Source organism: Tritonibacter mobilis F1926 (assembly GCF_000376545.2).
Lineage (GTDB): Bacteria > Pseudomonadota > Alphaproteobacteria > Rhodobacterales > Rhodobacteraceae > Epibacterium > Epibacterium mobile.
The window spans coordinates 421782-435975 of the sequence record NZ_CP015231.1; the positions used below are offsets into that span (position 1 = coordinate 421782).

A 14194-nucleotide genomic window follows, 5' to 3' on the forward strand; every position below is an offset into this window, starting at 1 on the left:
CTTTGTTAAAGGCTTGTCGCACCTCTAACGCCCTGCGCGCCCATTCGTTCCTTCGCAAGCCCCGCAGCGCGGCTCAAATCGGCGGCCAGTTCGGCGCGCATCTCCGCGCCACGTGATCGCGCGCGCAGGATCGCTGCGGGATGCCAGGTGATGAGGACGTCACCGCCACGGATTGCCGGTTCCAGCGTGCCACGTCGTGACGTCAGCGCGGCGCGACGCCCGGTCAGCGCAAATGCGGCGCTCGCGCCAAGCGCGACGGTAAGCCGGGGCCGGATCAGCCGTCGTTCCTGGTCCAACCACCAGCGGCAATGGTCTATCTCGCCGCGCGTCGGGCTTTGGTGCAGCCGTTGCTTGCCACGCTGCCTAAACTTAAAATGTTTCACGGCGTTGGTCAGATAAGCGGGCGGGCATCCGGCCTCTGCCATCGCGGCGCGCAACAGCTGACCAGCCGGGCCGACAAAAGGCCGGGCTTGCTGGTCCTCGTGATCGCCGGGTGCTTCGCCGACGATCATCAGGGAAGCGTCGGTGGGCCCTTCACCCCAGACCATCCGTCGCGGAGCACAAAGGTCACAGCGCGAACAAGTCTCGGCCTCCGCACGCGCCTGATCGAGCGTGGCAGGCATTGCCGCGATCAGTTCGACCGCTTGCTCGACCTCGATCCTGTTGACCACGGCGACAACCCCCGTGGTCTTGGCGGCGAGATCACGCGCCCAAGTCTTGCGCTCGGTCGTCGTTGTCGTGCCATCCAGAAACGCGATGCTGTCATCCACGCGCACAGATGCGTCCGAATACCACCCCGTCGCATCAAGGATCTGCGCGATCCGCTCCGCGATGCGAGTATCCGCAAGCCCCGGCTCCACATCCACCGCCTGATCGGTAGAGGTTACCTCACCACCCGCGTCCGCAGGCGTCTGGGCCAACACGGGTGCGGCCGTTAAAAGCAATAGGATCAAAAGGATGCGCATGGCGACCTCGGTTTGGATAGGTGCGAAGTTTGGGCCAAGGGGAGCCCGATACATATGGGAGCGTAGGTGCCGACATAGGCCCGGAACAAGCTTTGCAGCATCAGAAACGGTTTGCCATGCCTTTATTCTCTGCGCCTTCCTGTGTCGTGCCTGTGAAAGCTCAAACCTCTTTTGAGTTACAGAGAGATTTTCTGGCCCACTCAACGGTCACGTCGCCAAAACAGTCGATGAGCGAATCCGTTGCCCACCTTTGACCTTCGGTCGTACGGCCGAGCACGGAGAGCCCAGCCGTCACTGGTTTCAGTCCGCAGTCGACTTTTAGGTGTCCAGCGTGGATCAAACCGCGCACCAAGGGATCGGTGATATCGTCGGGCGATGGTCCGGGAAGAACGCAATCGATCATCGCGTCGGCAAGGATCTTGTCATCCAGCCGCCACCCACCACGCTCCAGTACGATCGACGGGTCCTCCGCAACGGTCAGACGGACTAGGTCGTTGTTGATCAGGGCCCGAAGCAGGCGGGCGCTGCGCACGGGTGGGCCGTAGGAATAGCGCTTGAGCCCATTTTCAAAAGTGACCAGCGCGGAGCGGGTCTCGCAACTGCCGCCGCACGCCGCAAACGGACCCCGCACATCCTGTTGTAGTTTTCGCCAAATCTGCCCGACCGCATAACCGACTGAGGGCGCGCGCTGTCCTTCCGCCATCAAGAGTCCGATCTCGAGCGCGGACGCCGGGTCATCGCCTTCTTGCGCGCCGGGCGCGTCGCGCTCCGCGGCGAGCCACGGCTGGGGATCGGTGCTGGTGATGCGCGCGACGATCGGCGCAAGGGCATCGGTCAGGCACTGGACCGCAGCATCCGGCGAAAGCGTCAGTGCCCGCGTGACCGCGCTAATGACCGCGCGCCGCTCGGTTGGGAGCGGATCAAAGAGGGCGTCGATATCGGCATTGGCTGGCTTCGGAACAGGAGGCATCCCGTCAAGGGAGAACGGCACGATGAGCTTCGGTTCCCGCCCCGAGGCGCGATAGCTGTCGCCATCCATTCTGCCGCCTTGCCCAAGCGTGAGCAGGGCGATCACATCCAGCGCCGAGAGTGCGAGCCCACGCAACGCCGCGACCCGCCCGCGCCACTCTGTGGAGCGGATCGCCGTTGTCGGGTAGGCGTCGATAAAGGTTAGCCTTTGCGCGGCGGCATGCGTGCTCCAGCGGGCGGCCTGCGCATCTTGCGTCACCGGGGGTTGGCCTTGCGTCAGGAGCAGGTTGTCAAACGGCCCCCGGCCATCGACGATCCAGCCGCGATCATAATGCGCCGACACGGCAGTGGCGGGGACATGTTCAACGTGTGGTCGCAGTCTCTGCCAGCGCTCCGTCAGGTAGCGGCCCACCTCAGCCCTTGGTGGGTAGGCCTCGGGCGCGCCCCCCAACCAGTCGGCAAAACGCGGGGCACCAAGATCAAGCTCGCGAACCGGCAGGTTCAAAAGGCACTCGGGCGCTTCGTCTGGACGAAAGTTTGGTCCGACGCCTGGGTACGGACCTGGCTCAAAAATGCAGATATGCAGGTCAGGAGCAACCGCCAGCGCCGCCTCGGCGGCGGCCAGCCCCCTGGGGCCGAACCCTATGATTGCTAGCTTTTTCACTGACACGAGAGGCGGCGTAGCTCAGCCGCAGTGGAAAGTAAAGCGCGCGGTTTTCTGGACTTGCGTCGAAAAATGCCAAGCGCGTCAGAACATGATCGTGACCAACGGAACAAGCGATGCCGGCGAAATGGACGCGGGACTTCAAGCCAAATGCTGTTCCCATGGGCAGCCAACGACCGAATGGAACGTGGCCTCGCAATCCACGCCTTGTGTATGGCGATCAATCTGGGCCTGCCAGCCCACAAGGCTGCAATCCAAACACGGATCGCGGACCGCACCATTGGTCCTACGACGATCACAGAAATCCTTTGAAAGCATCATTTCGAAGATTGTCAAATCTCATCCTGCGCGAATGTGGCTGCTTCTTGGATACGATACAGATGGCATGTCCGAACCTGTGAGCGTAGCCAAGTGGGGCAATGGCGCGTCAAGCCAGAAGTGCTTTTTAAACCCGACTTGTAGAAACGCGCGGAGCGGTGGACCGGTGTCGGAAAGGTTGAAGGTGAGCAGATCTATTGCAGACAGACTTTTGTTCAAGGTAAAATCTGTCTTTGTAGCGCGGCACTGCGGAACAGGCGCGGTGGCCGTGATGAATTATGATAAGATCCGGAAGACCAAAGATATTGAAAGCTGCCTTGTCAGCCGCCTTTCCCGTTTCGTTGACCTGACTGAGCGTGAACGTGCCTTCATCGCTGAAATGGAAAAGGATGAACGACCTTGCCGTAAAGGAAGAACGGTCATCAGCGTCGGCGACCGGTCGGATGGCGTGACCATTCTTAAGTCCGGCTGGGCTATCGTGAGGTCTGACAGCACCGACGGCCGAAGCCAGATATTGAGGATTTACCTGCCCGGAGAAGTGATGGGACTGGCAGAGATCGGATCGTCACGTGCCAATCATCGCGTCGTCATGCAGACCGACGGGGTCTTGTGCCCATTCCCCAGAAAGGGGTTGGCACCGCTCTTTTCGGACCATCCGCGGCTTGGGGCACTTCTGACTGCGGTTGGCAGCCTCGATCAGATCGCGCTGAGGCACCATGCCAGTAGTCTGGCGTCAATGGATGCAACGCGAAAGCTCAAGTTTTGGCTGCTGCAATTGCGATCACGTCTTGAAATCGCGAAGGTCGGTTTGGGCAACCGCTTCAAAGTGCCCTTCAGCCAGGTCGAGATTGGACAGGCGGTCGGCCTGACATCAATCTACGTCAACAAGCTGCTTCGCAGGTTTGTGGAGGACGGTGAAATCGAAATCGAGCGTCCTTACATGCGTCTGCTGGATCGCGAGAGATGGGAAAAAGACTGTGAGTTCGTTGATCCATTCGTCGACATGGATACGTCTTGGTTTCCACAGCCCGACTCTGAGGGACGCGATGCGGCCAGCCCGGCTAAATTGGCCGAGCCAGAGTTGGAGCCAGATTAGGGCGTCCAGGTTGATGCCATCAGTTGCCAGCGGAGTCATCGTGCGGTCGCCGTCATAAAGTACATTGAGGCAATGCCTTCAGCCCAATCATGTCACTGTCCAATTTCGGCAGGTCGGCGAAAGCCGCAGGGCATCCGTAACCTGCGATCGCATAGTGGACCAGCCGCTGATACTGCGTGATGATCATGGCATCGGGCGTTGCGCCCTCGCCGAAGCTATCTTTGACCGCATGCGGCATGCGCTTGTGGCTATTCGGCTGACTTTTCCAGTCCCTCTCAGTGCTCCCCCAATGGTGGGCTCGTCGTGCTCACTTAAGATCTTCGCGATGGCCTCAATTCCTTGCTGGATGCCCTAGGCTCCGGCATTCAGGGCCTGCATCAAATCGGCGTCTGAGGCTGCTTCCACCAGTCTCTGGGTGGCCTCCAACGCTTGCGAATTGGCGCTTTTCATTTCCTTGAGTTGCTCAAAGTATGGGTCTGCCAGAGTGTAGATACTCATGCCCGGCACCGACATGACGTTGACGCAGTTCTCTTCGGTTCGACTAATTTCTTCGATCTCTGCCGACACCTTGTCGATGCGGTCGTCCATCCACACCCAATCGCCGTAAAGGCCGATCAAAATCGAGCGCATTCGCGGCGATATCTCGCCTTTACGCTCTTCGAGGATCGCCTCGAACGAGTTCCTCAAAGCGCGCAGACCTTTGCGAACAGTGATGCCCTGTTCAATCAAGAAGGCGCGGATCTGATTGATGGTCGCTGTCCGGCGAGACACAAGCCGCGACCGGACGCGATGTAGAGCTTATAGATCAAGCTGCTCCTGGCTCTTCTCGGAAACGGTCTGCCGGTTGAGCCGAAGCGCCGCCTCGGCAATAGCTTCTGCATCGTTGTAGTCATTCTTCTGACCCTTGGTGAAAGGTTTCACATAGATCGCAGGAATAATCCGAGGTTCGAACCCCATCTGCCGTAATGTGCGGCTGACAAAATGGGCGCTCAAACACGCCTCCATGCCGACAATACAGCGCGGCAGCTTCTCGAATGATGCTACCAACGCCAATCGCTTGATCTGTTTGCGCAGGACACGCTGCCCATCGTGGTCAAAGCCAACAAGGTGGAACGTATCTTTGCCGATATCGATTCCAATCGACATCAACTCGTCAAAATCTGTCTTCGCCATGCTACTTCTCCTATCTGCAGGTGAAATAGGCTCAGCCTAACCTGCTGGGTGAAGCAGCCGGTACATCCCATTAGCGGACATGACCTGTGCAGCCGCAGCACCAAAGGCTTTCAGAAGTGACGGCGGGGAGCCGACATTCTCTGCGACTTGGACGAACGTCGGCGATGAGCAGAGAATGGATATACTATGAAATGCAGGTTCTAGCCTCGAATGTACTCAGACTTTCGCAACAGGCTCTCTACTGCATTCTTCATTTCCAATAGCCTTGCGTCATGCCCCGTGAGAAAGATAGCGTGAGCGATCCGGCCATGGATATTGTTAAGGTATGCTATGGAGTTATTCCACCCAGAAACCCGCGATTGCTCCTCAACCCCATACTTGGATATGTAATAATATTCCTGTCGAAGCTTGCGAATGAAGTCACGGCCAGGCCCAAGTTTTTCGTTCACAACTACACCCGTGACTTTTTGCCTCTGATGCGACCGGATCAAACGGGTTTTTCCGGAGTGCATTTTTAGATCAATATCTCTAAGTTCCCGATTCACAAACGCAGACAGCTCTGAAAAATTTATTCCACTCCCGGAAATTGAAATATCATCGGCGTAACGCGTAAAGCGAAACTTCCGCTCAGTGCAGTATGAGAAAACCGCCTTATCAAAACTCGTCATGTAGATATTGCTCAGATAGCCGCTAGTTGGCGCGCCCTGAGGAAGGGCGTTTTCCTTGCAGCAAATGGCAGTCAAGACCATAGAGACGGCTCGGGAGTATCCCAGGCTTTGGAAGTGACTGTAAACCCACCTACTACTTATTGATCCGAAGAAATCTCTGACATCACTCTTGAACAAATGACGCTGACCTCGATGGAACCGCGCGTTTTGCTTGATGGAGGATTTCTTTAGATACGCCTTAGCTGCAGGATGGATAGCCTGAGGCTCAAGAATATTTTTTAGAACCCATCTTTGAATAGAAAGAAGCAAGGGTAGTGGCGCAGATATCTTCCGCGTGCCCCCGCTCTTTTTCTTTGCACGGTATTCCCTGTAGAAATGCTGCGGAGCATTGGATATCGCGTATATGTCCTCCAGCCGCATTTGAAGAAGGTGACCTAAATGCTCCGGAGATAGTATTACCGTCAGGCCTTTGCTTTCAATCCTAGAAGCATACAGATAAACTAGTTCCCGATGATTTTCATCTACACCGTCGTCAAATCTAATATTGAGGGCCGAGGGGGTCATTGAAGGAAGCTCTGGAGGTTACCGAAAATCATAGGAAATATTTTCATTAATTTTCCTAATGAGGACTTGTCCGAATTACCGTCACAGTTTTCGCAGCTCCGCGAGAAAATTGTGACGGTAATGGCTTGTTGTACGTCCGGTCAATGGATGGCGACTCGCCATCCCGGCTTGCAGTATCAAAACTACTCACCACTACTAACCTCCCGAGCCAAAGAACTCGCGAGAGAGCTTCCTACAATGAACTCCTTGGTGTCACCCTTGCCTGGCAGGCGCGCGTCTTGTTTGAAGTCGATCAAGGGGGGCTTGTTCGCTCCGTATGCCTTTCTTAGTGCTTGCACACCTTCGCTGGTAAGTCGAGGTCTTTCAGGTGTTTTTTCAAGCAGGCCCGCTAGCTCAAGCAAGTTCATTCGTCTTTCGATCGACAGGCGACCTTGCGCGAGCAAAGCGTTTGGAAATGATTGCTTATAATACAAGGCTCTTAGAATCCACTTATACCCAACACCCAGTTTTTTATTCCGAAGTTGGAACAGCTCATCCTCAAAGCCAGCAGATGTCTCGGATTGTGGCTCCCACCGAGAAACATACCTCGAATACAATAGGTCGAGCTCGTCGCTAGGAGAAGTCGTCACGCCAGCTCCAGACTCAAGCCAGCGAAAAGCACTGTCATCATCTGGTAGCAAATTTTTCGCAATTGCCGATGCGCTCAACTCATGTTCGGGAATCAAATCTCGCTGAGCGCGGCTCGAAACTGATCGGATTTGAAATTCAATTGCCCTTAATAGTTTTCGAACCTTAAATGCATCGACGCCGGGATAAGCCTTCTCGATTCTTTCATAGGTGTCTGTGACTTTCATACTCACAAACTTAACATCTTGAGCCGCTAGCAAGACGCCCACATTCAGGGATTCTCCAGACCACGCATCGTGTCGATATTGCAAAACGGTAAAGGTGTAGTGAATTTCGATCATGATCTTCGATTGACCTCGATTGCATCCCGTATCGTCTCAACATTTTCGATTGCCTCAAAAATGTATTCAGAAATTCTGTCGCTGGCGCTACGAGACCAAATGTTGAACTCGACACCAGAGCCATAGGATTCAATCTGCTCTTGAGGAAGGCGCTTAAACTTTCGAACTATTCCATCAAATGAAATGCCACGACGGTTTTTTATTCTTTCCCAGAGCGGATGCTCTTCGAACTCTCCACTGTGGTTGGCCACACCGTTCTCCATCCAAGGTTTGGGCAGATAGCTGCGTTCCACTTCAAGCCCAGCTGCCTCGACGAAACTTTCCTCTTGATCTATCATGCCATACAAGTCGTTTTTTATCAATAGGTTCGGATTGTGTATAACGCGATCCCAGTTCTGGACGAGGGTGTCGAAGAAGTAGATTTCGGCGGCCATCTTGAGCTGATTAATTGAGGCAGGTGCTACTGGTGTCCACTCCGACCATCCAGTTCCTAGGGAAATGGATCCGATCAGTAAGTCCGGTCCATTTTGAAGTGATTTGGATATTGGAAATGCTCCCTGCAACATTGCGCCATCATCTTGGAAAACTTCCGCAGCCATCCTGATGAGTTCGCTGGTGACCTCGACAGGCACGATCTTTGCACAAGGTAAACGCAGATCACGTGCCAGATGAGAGGCGAACCACTCCCGCTCTAGGCATACAGGCGATTTTTTCTCATGAAATGCTGGTGACTTAAGGTAAGCCTCAACAAGAGTTCCTGAACTGTTGCTGAGCGTTACCATCGGAGGGCGAGCTCTTCCGCTTGTGGCGCGCCTGAGAAATCTAACAACTTTCCAATTCATTTAGGTATCAGTTTGCGCAGTTTTTTTGATTCTTGATCCACATCCATTGGGATTGAGCAAGGCCCTGGCGCGCGCCTTGTTGCCTGCCAACCTAATCGGCTTTCCGATTGCGACACAGTCCATTAGGTTGACCTATGTCAATTTCATGTTGAAACTCCGGCATGCGATCTTTGGAACTATCCCGCGAGGGCGTCAGATTGTCAACGACTGGCGGGAACCGACTGAAAACAATTCCGTAGTATCAGTGGGCTGTGCCACGGCGATCGCGTTCTTGGGCTGGGACTGGCCATCCGCTGCGCCTGGCACGAAGGTCGGCTGTGGGCCGTCCCCGGCACACAGGCTCGAAGATTTCACCTTCCTCGCAATGCCGGTAGAAAAGATGCCGTGTAGAAGCTGGAAGGGGCTCGAATCGTGACAAAGAACTGGACTGCGATAAAGGGGGCGTTGTCGGGGTTTTCCAAGGTACAGCTCCTAGGCCTCGTCCAAGACCTGTATCGCGCCGACCCGAGGAACCAGGATTTCCTGCATGCAAGATTCCTAGCTTCGGATGGGGGCACCGACCTTTCGCCCTACAAGAAGCGGATCAAAGCAGCCATCAATCCAAGCCGGTGGGACGCCCCCATCAAGTACCGAGACGCCAGACGCGCAATATCCGATTACAACAAGGCTAGGGGACAGCTCGGCGAAACGCTGGAGCTGATGTTCTACTACGTCAAATGCGGCAATGACGTCACGCTGGAGTTCGGTGATATGGATGAGACGTTCTACAACAGCATGGGGTCCATGTTTGGCTCGATCGTGAAGAAACTATCCATCCAAGCCGACTCGGAACTGACAGCAACTTGGCTGGACCGGCTGGAGAAAGAATATCAACGGGTTGCGGATACCGGCTGGGGCTATGGCGACGAACTTGGTGGCTACCTTGAAGACCTCAGGTCTTCGCAAAAATAGTTCCTATTCAGTCCTGTCAGCGCGGAATCAACAGTGTCCCGCTCAGCAGACCTTCACCCTCCGAAAATGCTGCACGACGAAGGAATGGCCGGTCTCGTGAAGCTGCACCGCAGCGCTCGGCCAGAGACTGAACGGCAGGTCTGGGCCGCACAGCGAACTCGCGCGGGACCGGTATCGAAGGTTCGGTTTGGTAGGAAAGCCCTAGGTGAAGGACAGCCCCTGCGCGGGGAGGAGGAACGACGCCCGGTGTGCCATGAGGCGCTTCAGTCGGACCATCTGGCGCAGGTGACGCCGCCCGTCGCGGGGCGGCGTCACAGGGCGTTACAGCAGGGCCAGGACCTTCTTCGCGGCATCTTCCGATGATGCGGGGTTCTGCCCGGTGACCAGGCGGCCATCGGCCACGGCGTGAGGCTGCCAGTTGTCGACGCCGTCGAACTTTGCGCCGAGCTCGCGCAGCTTCGTTTCCAGCAGGAAGGGCACGGCCTCCACAAGGCCCACGGCTTCTTCCTCGCTGTTCGTGAAGGCGGTGACCTTGCGGCCCTTCACGATGGAATCGCCGTTCGCATCCTCGACCGCAGCAACCACGTGATCAATCGCCGCCAGGCCCGCATCGAGCTCTATCCTTTGCGCCCTCACCTCCTCCGCCTCCGTCACCAGTTCTGACCGGGCCGTTGCCACTTGCTCCTTCTCCAGGGAAATTTCTCCCGCACGGGCATCCAGATCCGCGGATTTGATCCGCGCTTCTTCTGCCTGTTCTTCTTGGCGCTGCTCTCGCTGCGCCAGCTCATGTTCTTGCGCCACGTGCGCGCGGGTATTTTCCGCCAATGCGGCTTCGGCCGCTTCCACGGCCTCGGTCCTTTGGACCAGAGCCACCTTCTGCGCCGCGATTGCGGCTTCTTTTTTCGCGAGGCGGGCCATATAGGTCCGACGCCGTTTCTCCTTCTTTTCTGCAGCCACCGCCTTGGCATCGAGCTCTGCCAGGTGGCGACGCGTCTTCTCAGCGGAGGCCATCCCGACCACCTGGCCTTTGACAGGCCCGCCAAGTATTGGAGTAGAGCGAATGAACACAATGTCGGACAGGCGCAACGATTTCCTGGAGCCTGCGCTGTTAGAGACGCGCCGCAAGCTAAGATCTGTCGCAATTGAATTTCTGGCGCTGACAGGGTTGCTCGTGAGCGTCGTTCTTGCCGTGATGATTGATGTGAAAGTCCTCAAGAATTCCGCGTCAGAATCATCTCTCACTGAAATGCTGCATGCCTTGCTAGCGCTGGGTTCCGCGCTCATATATATACGGCGGGCGATACGTGAGGACGAGGCGCGGGGTTATCGGTCGTAAATATCGTGACACCGGGACCGGCAAATCTGAACACGCTGCGCCGGGCCGTGCAGTTGGGCGGCAAACGGGTCCTGCCGACAATTTTTGGCAACGCCCTCGGTCTTGCCCTTGGCGGGGCCATTTGCGCAGCTGGCATCGGGTCCTTTGTGATGGCGTCGGGCTTCTGGTGGTCGCTCTTTCGTTGGCTGGGGGTGGCCTATCTGGCCTGGCTTGGCCTCAAGCTGATCTTCAGAAAAGAAAGGTTGTCCCTGACGGCAAAGGCAGAGGCGCCTATGCGCGCCAAGGCGCTGTTCTCCGAGGCATTCCTGCTTGCCGCGTCCAACCCCAAGGCGCTGCTCTTCTATATGGCGCTGTTCCCGCAAATCCTCGACGCGGAGCGCGGTCTAGCGCCGCAGGCCGGTATCTTGATTCTGACCTATTGCGGCCTGTCCATCCTGTCTCTCAGCACCTATTCCGCGTTGGCCCATGTTCTACGCACCCGGTTCATGACCCAGACGAGATACGACAGGTTTCGGCAGGTTTCGGGCGTAGTTCTGTTGGGTTTTGCGGCCAAACTTCTCGCCGAATTGAGTTAGAGCAATGAAATACGGTCTTTTGCTCCTGCTGGGGGTGTTGTGGAGTCTGCGCCTTGCCGCCATGAAATCAGCGGGCGGTCGGACATTCCGCCCCACGTGGTTGTCCCGGTGTCGATACTGGGCATAGCGGTCCTCTATTCCGGAACGTCGGCCATGCGCCGTAACTGGCCACCAATCGATCGCCCTGCCTTTGCGTTTTATTGTCTCAGTGGCCTCTTTGGTTTTGTCTTGCCCTTCATCCTGGAGATCATGGTCTCTCCCCGGCTTCCCTTGTTCGCCTTTGCGTGACGCATTTGTCCCACAGCGCCTCCTTCCATTCCAACGAAAGGGCCACACCATCGAACCGCGGGGTCAAACACTGTCCGAGGCTTACCAAAATTACGCTACCACTACCGACGCTACTGTAGAGCACAATACACTGTAGCAGGGACGCGCCCCAATAGCCTCCCAGCAAAACCGCGATCACACCAGAAATCATTCCTACGAATAGTACTCCCAATGTTCCTTCTCCCTTCATTGTGCCTAGACACTGCAAGCTCGAGCAGCGGGCACTCACACAAATCCTACAATGCTGATGGTGAGAACCGGACAGGCTGCCTGATATTCCAAATGTCGTTTTCAGTAATCGAGGACCGGACACATACACATCCGGTCCCAACTGTCGGGAAACGCCGTTAGAGCAACCCACCTTCATCACTTCCGGTGAGGCCAGCCAGCAAGTCATCCCCAAGCAAGCCATCGGTTACACCAGCCAGCGGGTTACCATCGCCGAGGAGCCCTCCAACGAGGCCATTTTCACCAAGCACCGTGTCAACTAGGTCGTCAACAAGACCATCCTCGCCAAGCACGCCATCCACGACACCGTCCTCACCGAGAATACTTGCGAGGAGACTGTCAGAGTCGCCTAGCAAACCATCGGTCACGCCGCCCAGCGGGTTTCCTTCGCCGAGCAGTCCACCGATGAGGCCATCATCACCAAGAGCACCGCCAACAAGGCCGTCCTCGCCAAGGACACTATCAACAAGCCCCTCTTCGCCAAGCACACCGCCAAGAAGTCCGCCTGCATCACCCAGCAGCCCATCAGTCACGCCATCCAGCGGGTTGCCCTCGCCAAGAAGGTTTCCGATGAGGCCATCTTCACCGCCAAGCAATCCGCCCACGAGGCCGTCCTCGCCCAGAACCGTGTCAACCACACCTCCGACAAGCCCGTCTTCGCCAAGCACACCGTCGAGCAGGCCATCTTCGCCGCCCAACAAGCCGCCAGTCAGACCGTCCAGCGGGTTGCCACCAGCGAGCAAGCCGCCCACGAGGCCGTCCTCGCCCAGAACCGTGTCAACCACACCTCCGACAAGCCCGTCTTCGCCAAGTACTCCGTCGAGCAGGCCCTCTTCGCCGCCCAGCAAGCCGCCAGTCAGGCCGTCCAGCGGGTTGCCACCAGCGAGCAAGCCGCCCATGAGGCCGTCCTCGCCCAGAACCGTGTCAACCACACCTCCGACAAGCCCGTCTTCGCCAAGTACTCCGTCGAGCAGGCCATCTTCGCCGCCCAACAAGCCGCCAGTCAGACCGTCCAGTGGGTTGCCACCAGCGAGCAAGCCGCCCACGAGGCCGTCCTCGCCCAGAACCGTGTCAACCACACCTCCGACAAGCCCATCTTCGCCAAGCACACCGTCGAGCAGGCCATCTTCGCCGCCCAACAAGCCGCCAGTCAGACCGTCCAGCGGGTTGCCACCGCCGAGCAAGCCGCCCACGAGGCCGTCCTCGCCCAGAACCGTGTCAACCACACCTCCGACAAGCCCGTCTTCGCCAAGTACTCCGTCGAGCAGGCCATCTTCGCCGCCCAGCAAGCCGCCAGTCAGGCCGTCCAGTGGGTTGCCACCAGCGAGCAAGCTGCCCACGAGGCCATCCTCGCCCAGAACCGTGTCGAGCAAACCTCCCCCATCAGAGTTGTTGCCATTGCCATCACCAAGTAAACCTGCACCAAGCAGTCCTCCGACCAAACCGTCTTCGCCAGTGACATCAGACAGCAACCCGTCGTTCCCGACCAGATCGCCAAGGAGGCCATCGCTTCCCGTTACATCTCCCAACAGGCCGCTATTGCCGGTGAGTTCACCAAGCAGACCACCGTCAGCAACAATTGGGTCGAGAATCCCGGCCTGCGCATCGGTAGGGTCTGTGCCGTCAGTGGGGTCCGTACCGTCGGTGGGGTCCGTACCGTCGGTGGGGTCCGTACCGTCGGTGGGGTCTGTGCCGTCGGTGGGGTCCGTGCCGTCGGTGGGGTCCGTGCCGTCGGTGGGGTCCGTGCCGTCGGTGGGGTCCGTGCCGTCGGTGGGGTCCGTGCCGTCGGTGGGGTCCGTGCCGTCGGTGGGGTCCGTGCCGTCGGTGGGGTCCGTGCCGTCGGTGGGGTCCGTGCCGTCGGTGGGGTCCGTGCCGTCGGTGGGGTCTGTGCCATCGGTGGGGTCCGTTGGGTCGGTATTGTCATCGTTTGACGCCAAGGCCGCAATGCCAACAGCGCCTAGGCCAGCGAGCGCGGCGATCTCGCCACCTCCCATCGCACCTGCGAGGCCTGCCCCCCCTTCAGCCCCTTCTTCAAGTTGGGCTTCCGTCCCATCCGCAAAGATCAGACTGTGCAGTGACCCGTTTTCAGCTGGGACATAGAAATCCTCTACCAGAATACGGTCACCCGCTTTCAACTCGACAACAAGGTCATCTCCGGTGCGCAGATAGCGCAGGACCTGATCGCGCACTGCATCAACTTGGACGCCGATCTCACTTCCTGCCTGAATTGTTCTGTCTACCACAGCTCTGTCTCCTTAATTTCCCACCCGCCCAGGCGTGGTGCTCTTCAAAAACTGAACGATAATCACTCTTTAGTATGTATTACCCATACCTTTGCATGTTCAGTCAACCCAGGAGTGGGAATTATCCTTTAAAATTGTATCTTTTTCTCTCGTGAGGAAGTCAGGAACCTAATTTACACCTATACTTGCTTACACATTCAGGATTCAGTTGTTTTTGCCCCGGGAAACTTCGCACAACCAGTGAGAGAATTACGCAAATCGAATCGACCACAACCTTGCGGGCGCTACCTTCACTATGAGACGGTTA

Annotated in this window: 13 protein-coding genes and 1 pseudogene; 5 read left to right on the forward strand and 9 right to left on the reverse strand. The window is 57.1% G+C overall.

Annotation, left to right across the window (positions count from 1 at the left end; translation table 11 throughout):
• Window positions 1-5 precede the first annotated feature (5 nt).
• Together K529_RS17530 and K529_RS17535 are read right to left on the reverse strand one after the other, a co-directional pair.
• On the reverse strand, window positions 6-965 hold the full coding sequence (locus K529_RS17530; RefSeq protein ID WP_052699557.1) for a UdgX family uracil-DNA binding protein: 960 nt from the start codon (window positions 963-965) through the stop codon (window positions 6-8).
• Window positions 966-1125: 160 nt separating this feature from the next.
• Window positions 1126-2604, reverse strand: a complete 1479-nt coding sequence (locus K529_RS17535; RefSeq protein ID WP_080929645.1) for an FAD/NAD(P)-binding protein — start codon at window positions 2602-2604, stop codon at window positions 1126-1128.
• 144 nt (window positions 2605-2748) lie between these two features.
• Between K529_RS17535 and K529_RS23545 the strand changes: the two genes are divergently transcribed.
• Window positions 2749-2910, forward strand: coding sequence for a hypothetical protein (locus tag K529_RS23545; RefSeq protein WP_157888511.1), 162 nt, complete (start codon window positions 2749-2751; stop codon window positions 2908-2910).
• A 277-nt stretch (window positions 2911-3187) separates the two neighbouring features.
• On the forward strand, window positions 3188-4012 hold the full coding sequence (locus K529_RS17540; RefSeq protein ID WP_005610707.1) for a Crp/Fnr family transcriptional regulator: 825 nt from the start codon (window positions 3188-3190) through the stop codon (window positions 4010-4012).
• Window positions 4013-4064: 52 nt separating this feature from the next.
• On the opposite strand, the gene K529_RS23910 is transcribed toward K529_RS17540, so the two are convergent.
• The 5 genes and pseudogenes from K529_RS23910 to K529_RS17565 form a co-directional block, all read right to left on the reverse strand.
• On the reverse strand, window positions 4065-4250 hold the full coding sequence (locus K529_RS23910; RefSeq protein ID WP_005610704.1) for a DUF892 family protein: 186 nt from the start codon (window positions 4248-4250) through the stop codon (window positions 4065-4067).
• Between the two features lie 257 nt (window positions 4251-4507).
• Window positions 4508-5185 (reverse strand): annotated as a pseudogene (locus tag K529_RS23730) (IS110 family RNA-guided transposase); the annotation flags it as partial.
• Window positions 5186-5385: 200 nt separating this feature from the next.
• Complete coding sequence (locus tag K529_RS17555; RefSeq protein WP_005610701.1) at window positions 5386-6417, reverse strand: reverse transcriptase family protein; 1032 nt, start codon at window positions 6415-6417, stop codon at window positions 5386-5388.
• Between the two features lie 182 nt (window positions 6418-6599).
• On the reverse strand, window positions 6600-7385 hold the full coding sequence (locus K529_RS17560) for a DUF3037 domain-containing protein (RefSeq protein WP_005610698.1): 786 nt from the start codon (window positions 7383-7385) through the stop codon (window positions 6600-6602).
• Window positions 7382-8167 (reverse strand): HipA family kinase, encoded by a 786-nt coding sequence (locus K529_RS17565; RefSeq protein WP_005610693.1) that lies wholly within the window; start codon window positions 8165-8167, stop codon window positions 7382-7384. Before K529_RS17565 ends, K529_RS17560 begins: the two co-directional genes overlap by 4 nt.
• A 471-nt stretch (window positions 8168-8638) precedes the next feature.
• Here K529_RS17565 and K529_RS17575 point away from each other — a divergent pair, with 471 nt between their 5' ends.
• Complete coding sequence (locus K529_RS17575; RefSeq protein WP_005610687.1) at window positions 8639-9178, forward strand: hypothetical protein; 540 nt, start codon at window positions 8639-8641, stop codon at window positions 9176-9178.
• A gap of 321 nt (window positions 9179-9499) precedes the next feature.
• On the opposite strand, the gene K529_RS23735 is transcribed toward K529_RS17575, so the two are convergent.
• A complete protein-coding gene (locus K529_RS23735; RefSeq protein ID WP_204149975.1) occupies window positions 9500-10189 on the reverse strand; it encodes a type 1 glutamine amidotransferase family protein in 690 nt (229 codons plus the stop codon).
• Window positions 10190-10238: 49 nt separating this feature from the next.
• Between K529_RS23735 and K529_RS17585 the strand changes: the two genes are divergently transcribed.
• Both K529_RS17585 and K529_RS17590 read left to right on the forward strand, forming a co-directional pair.
• Window positions 10239-10514 (forward strand): hypothetical protein, encoded by a 276-nt coding sequence (locus K529_RS17585; protein ID WP_046002898.1) that lies wholly within the window; start codon window positions 10239-10241, stop codon window positions 10512-10514.
• 5 nt (window positions 10515-10519) lie between these two features.
• On the forward strand, window positions 10520-11089 hold the full coding sequence (locus tag K529_RS17590) for a LysE family translocator (protein WP_005660644.1): 570 nt from the start codon (window positions 10520-10522) through the stop codon (window positions 11087-11089).
• A gap of 674 nt (window positions 11090-11763) precedes the next feature.
• Here K529_RS17590 and K529_RS23915 read toward each other — a convergent pair.
• The gene (locus tag K529_RS23915; protein ID WP_065317494.1) at window positions 11764-13887 is read right to left on the reverse strand and encodes a BapA/Bap/LapF family prefix-like domain-containing protein; all 2124 of its coding nucleotides are present in this window, start codon (window positions 13885-13887) and stop codon (window positions 11764-11766) included.
• Window positions 13888-14194 lie beyond the last annotated feature (307 nt).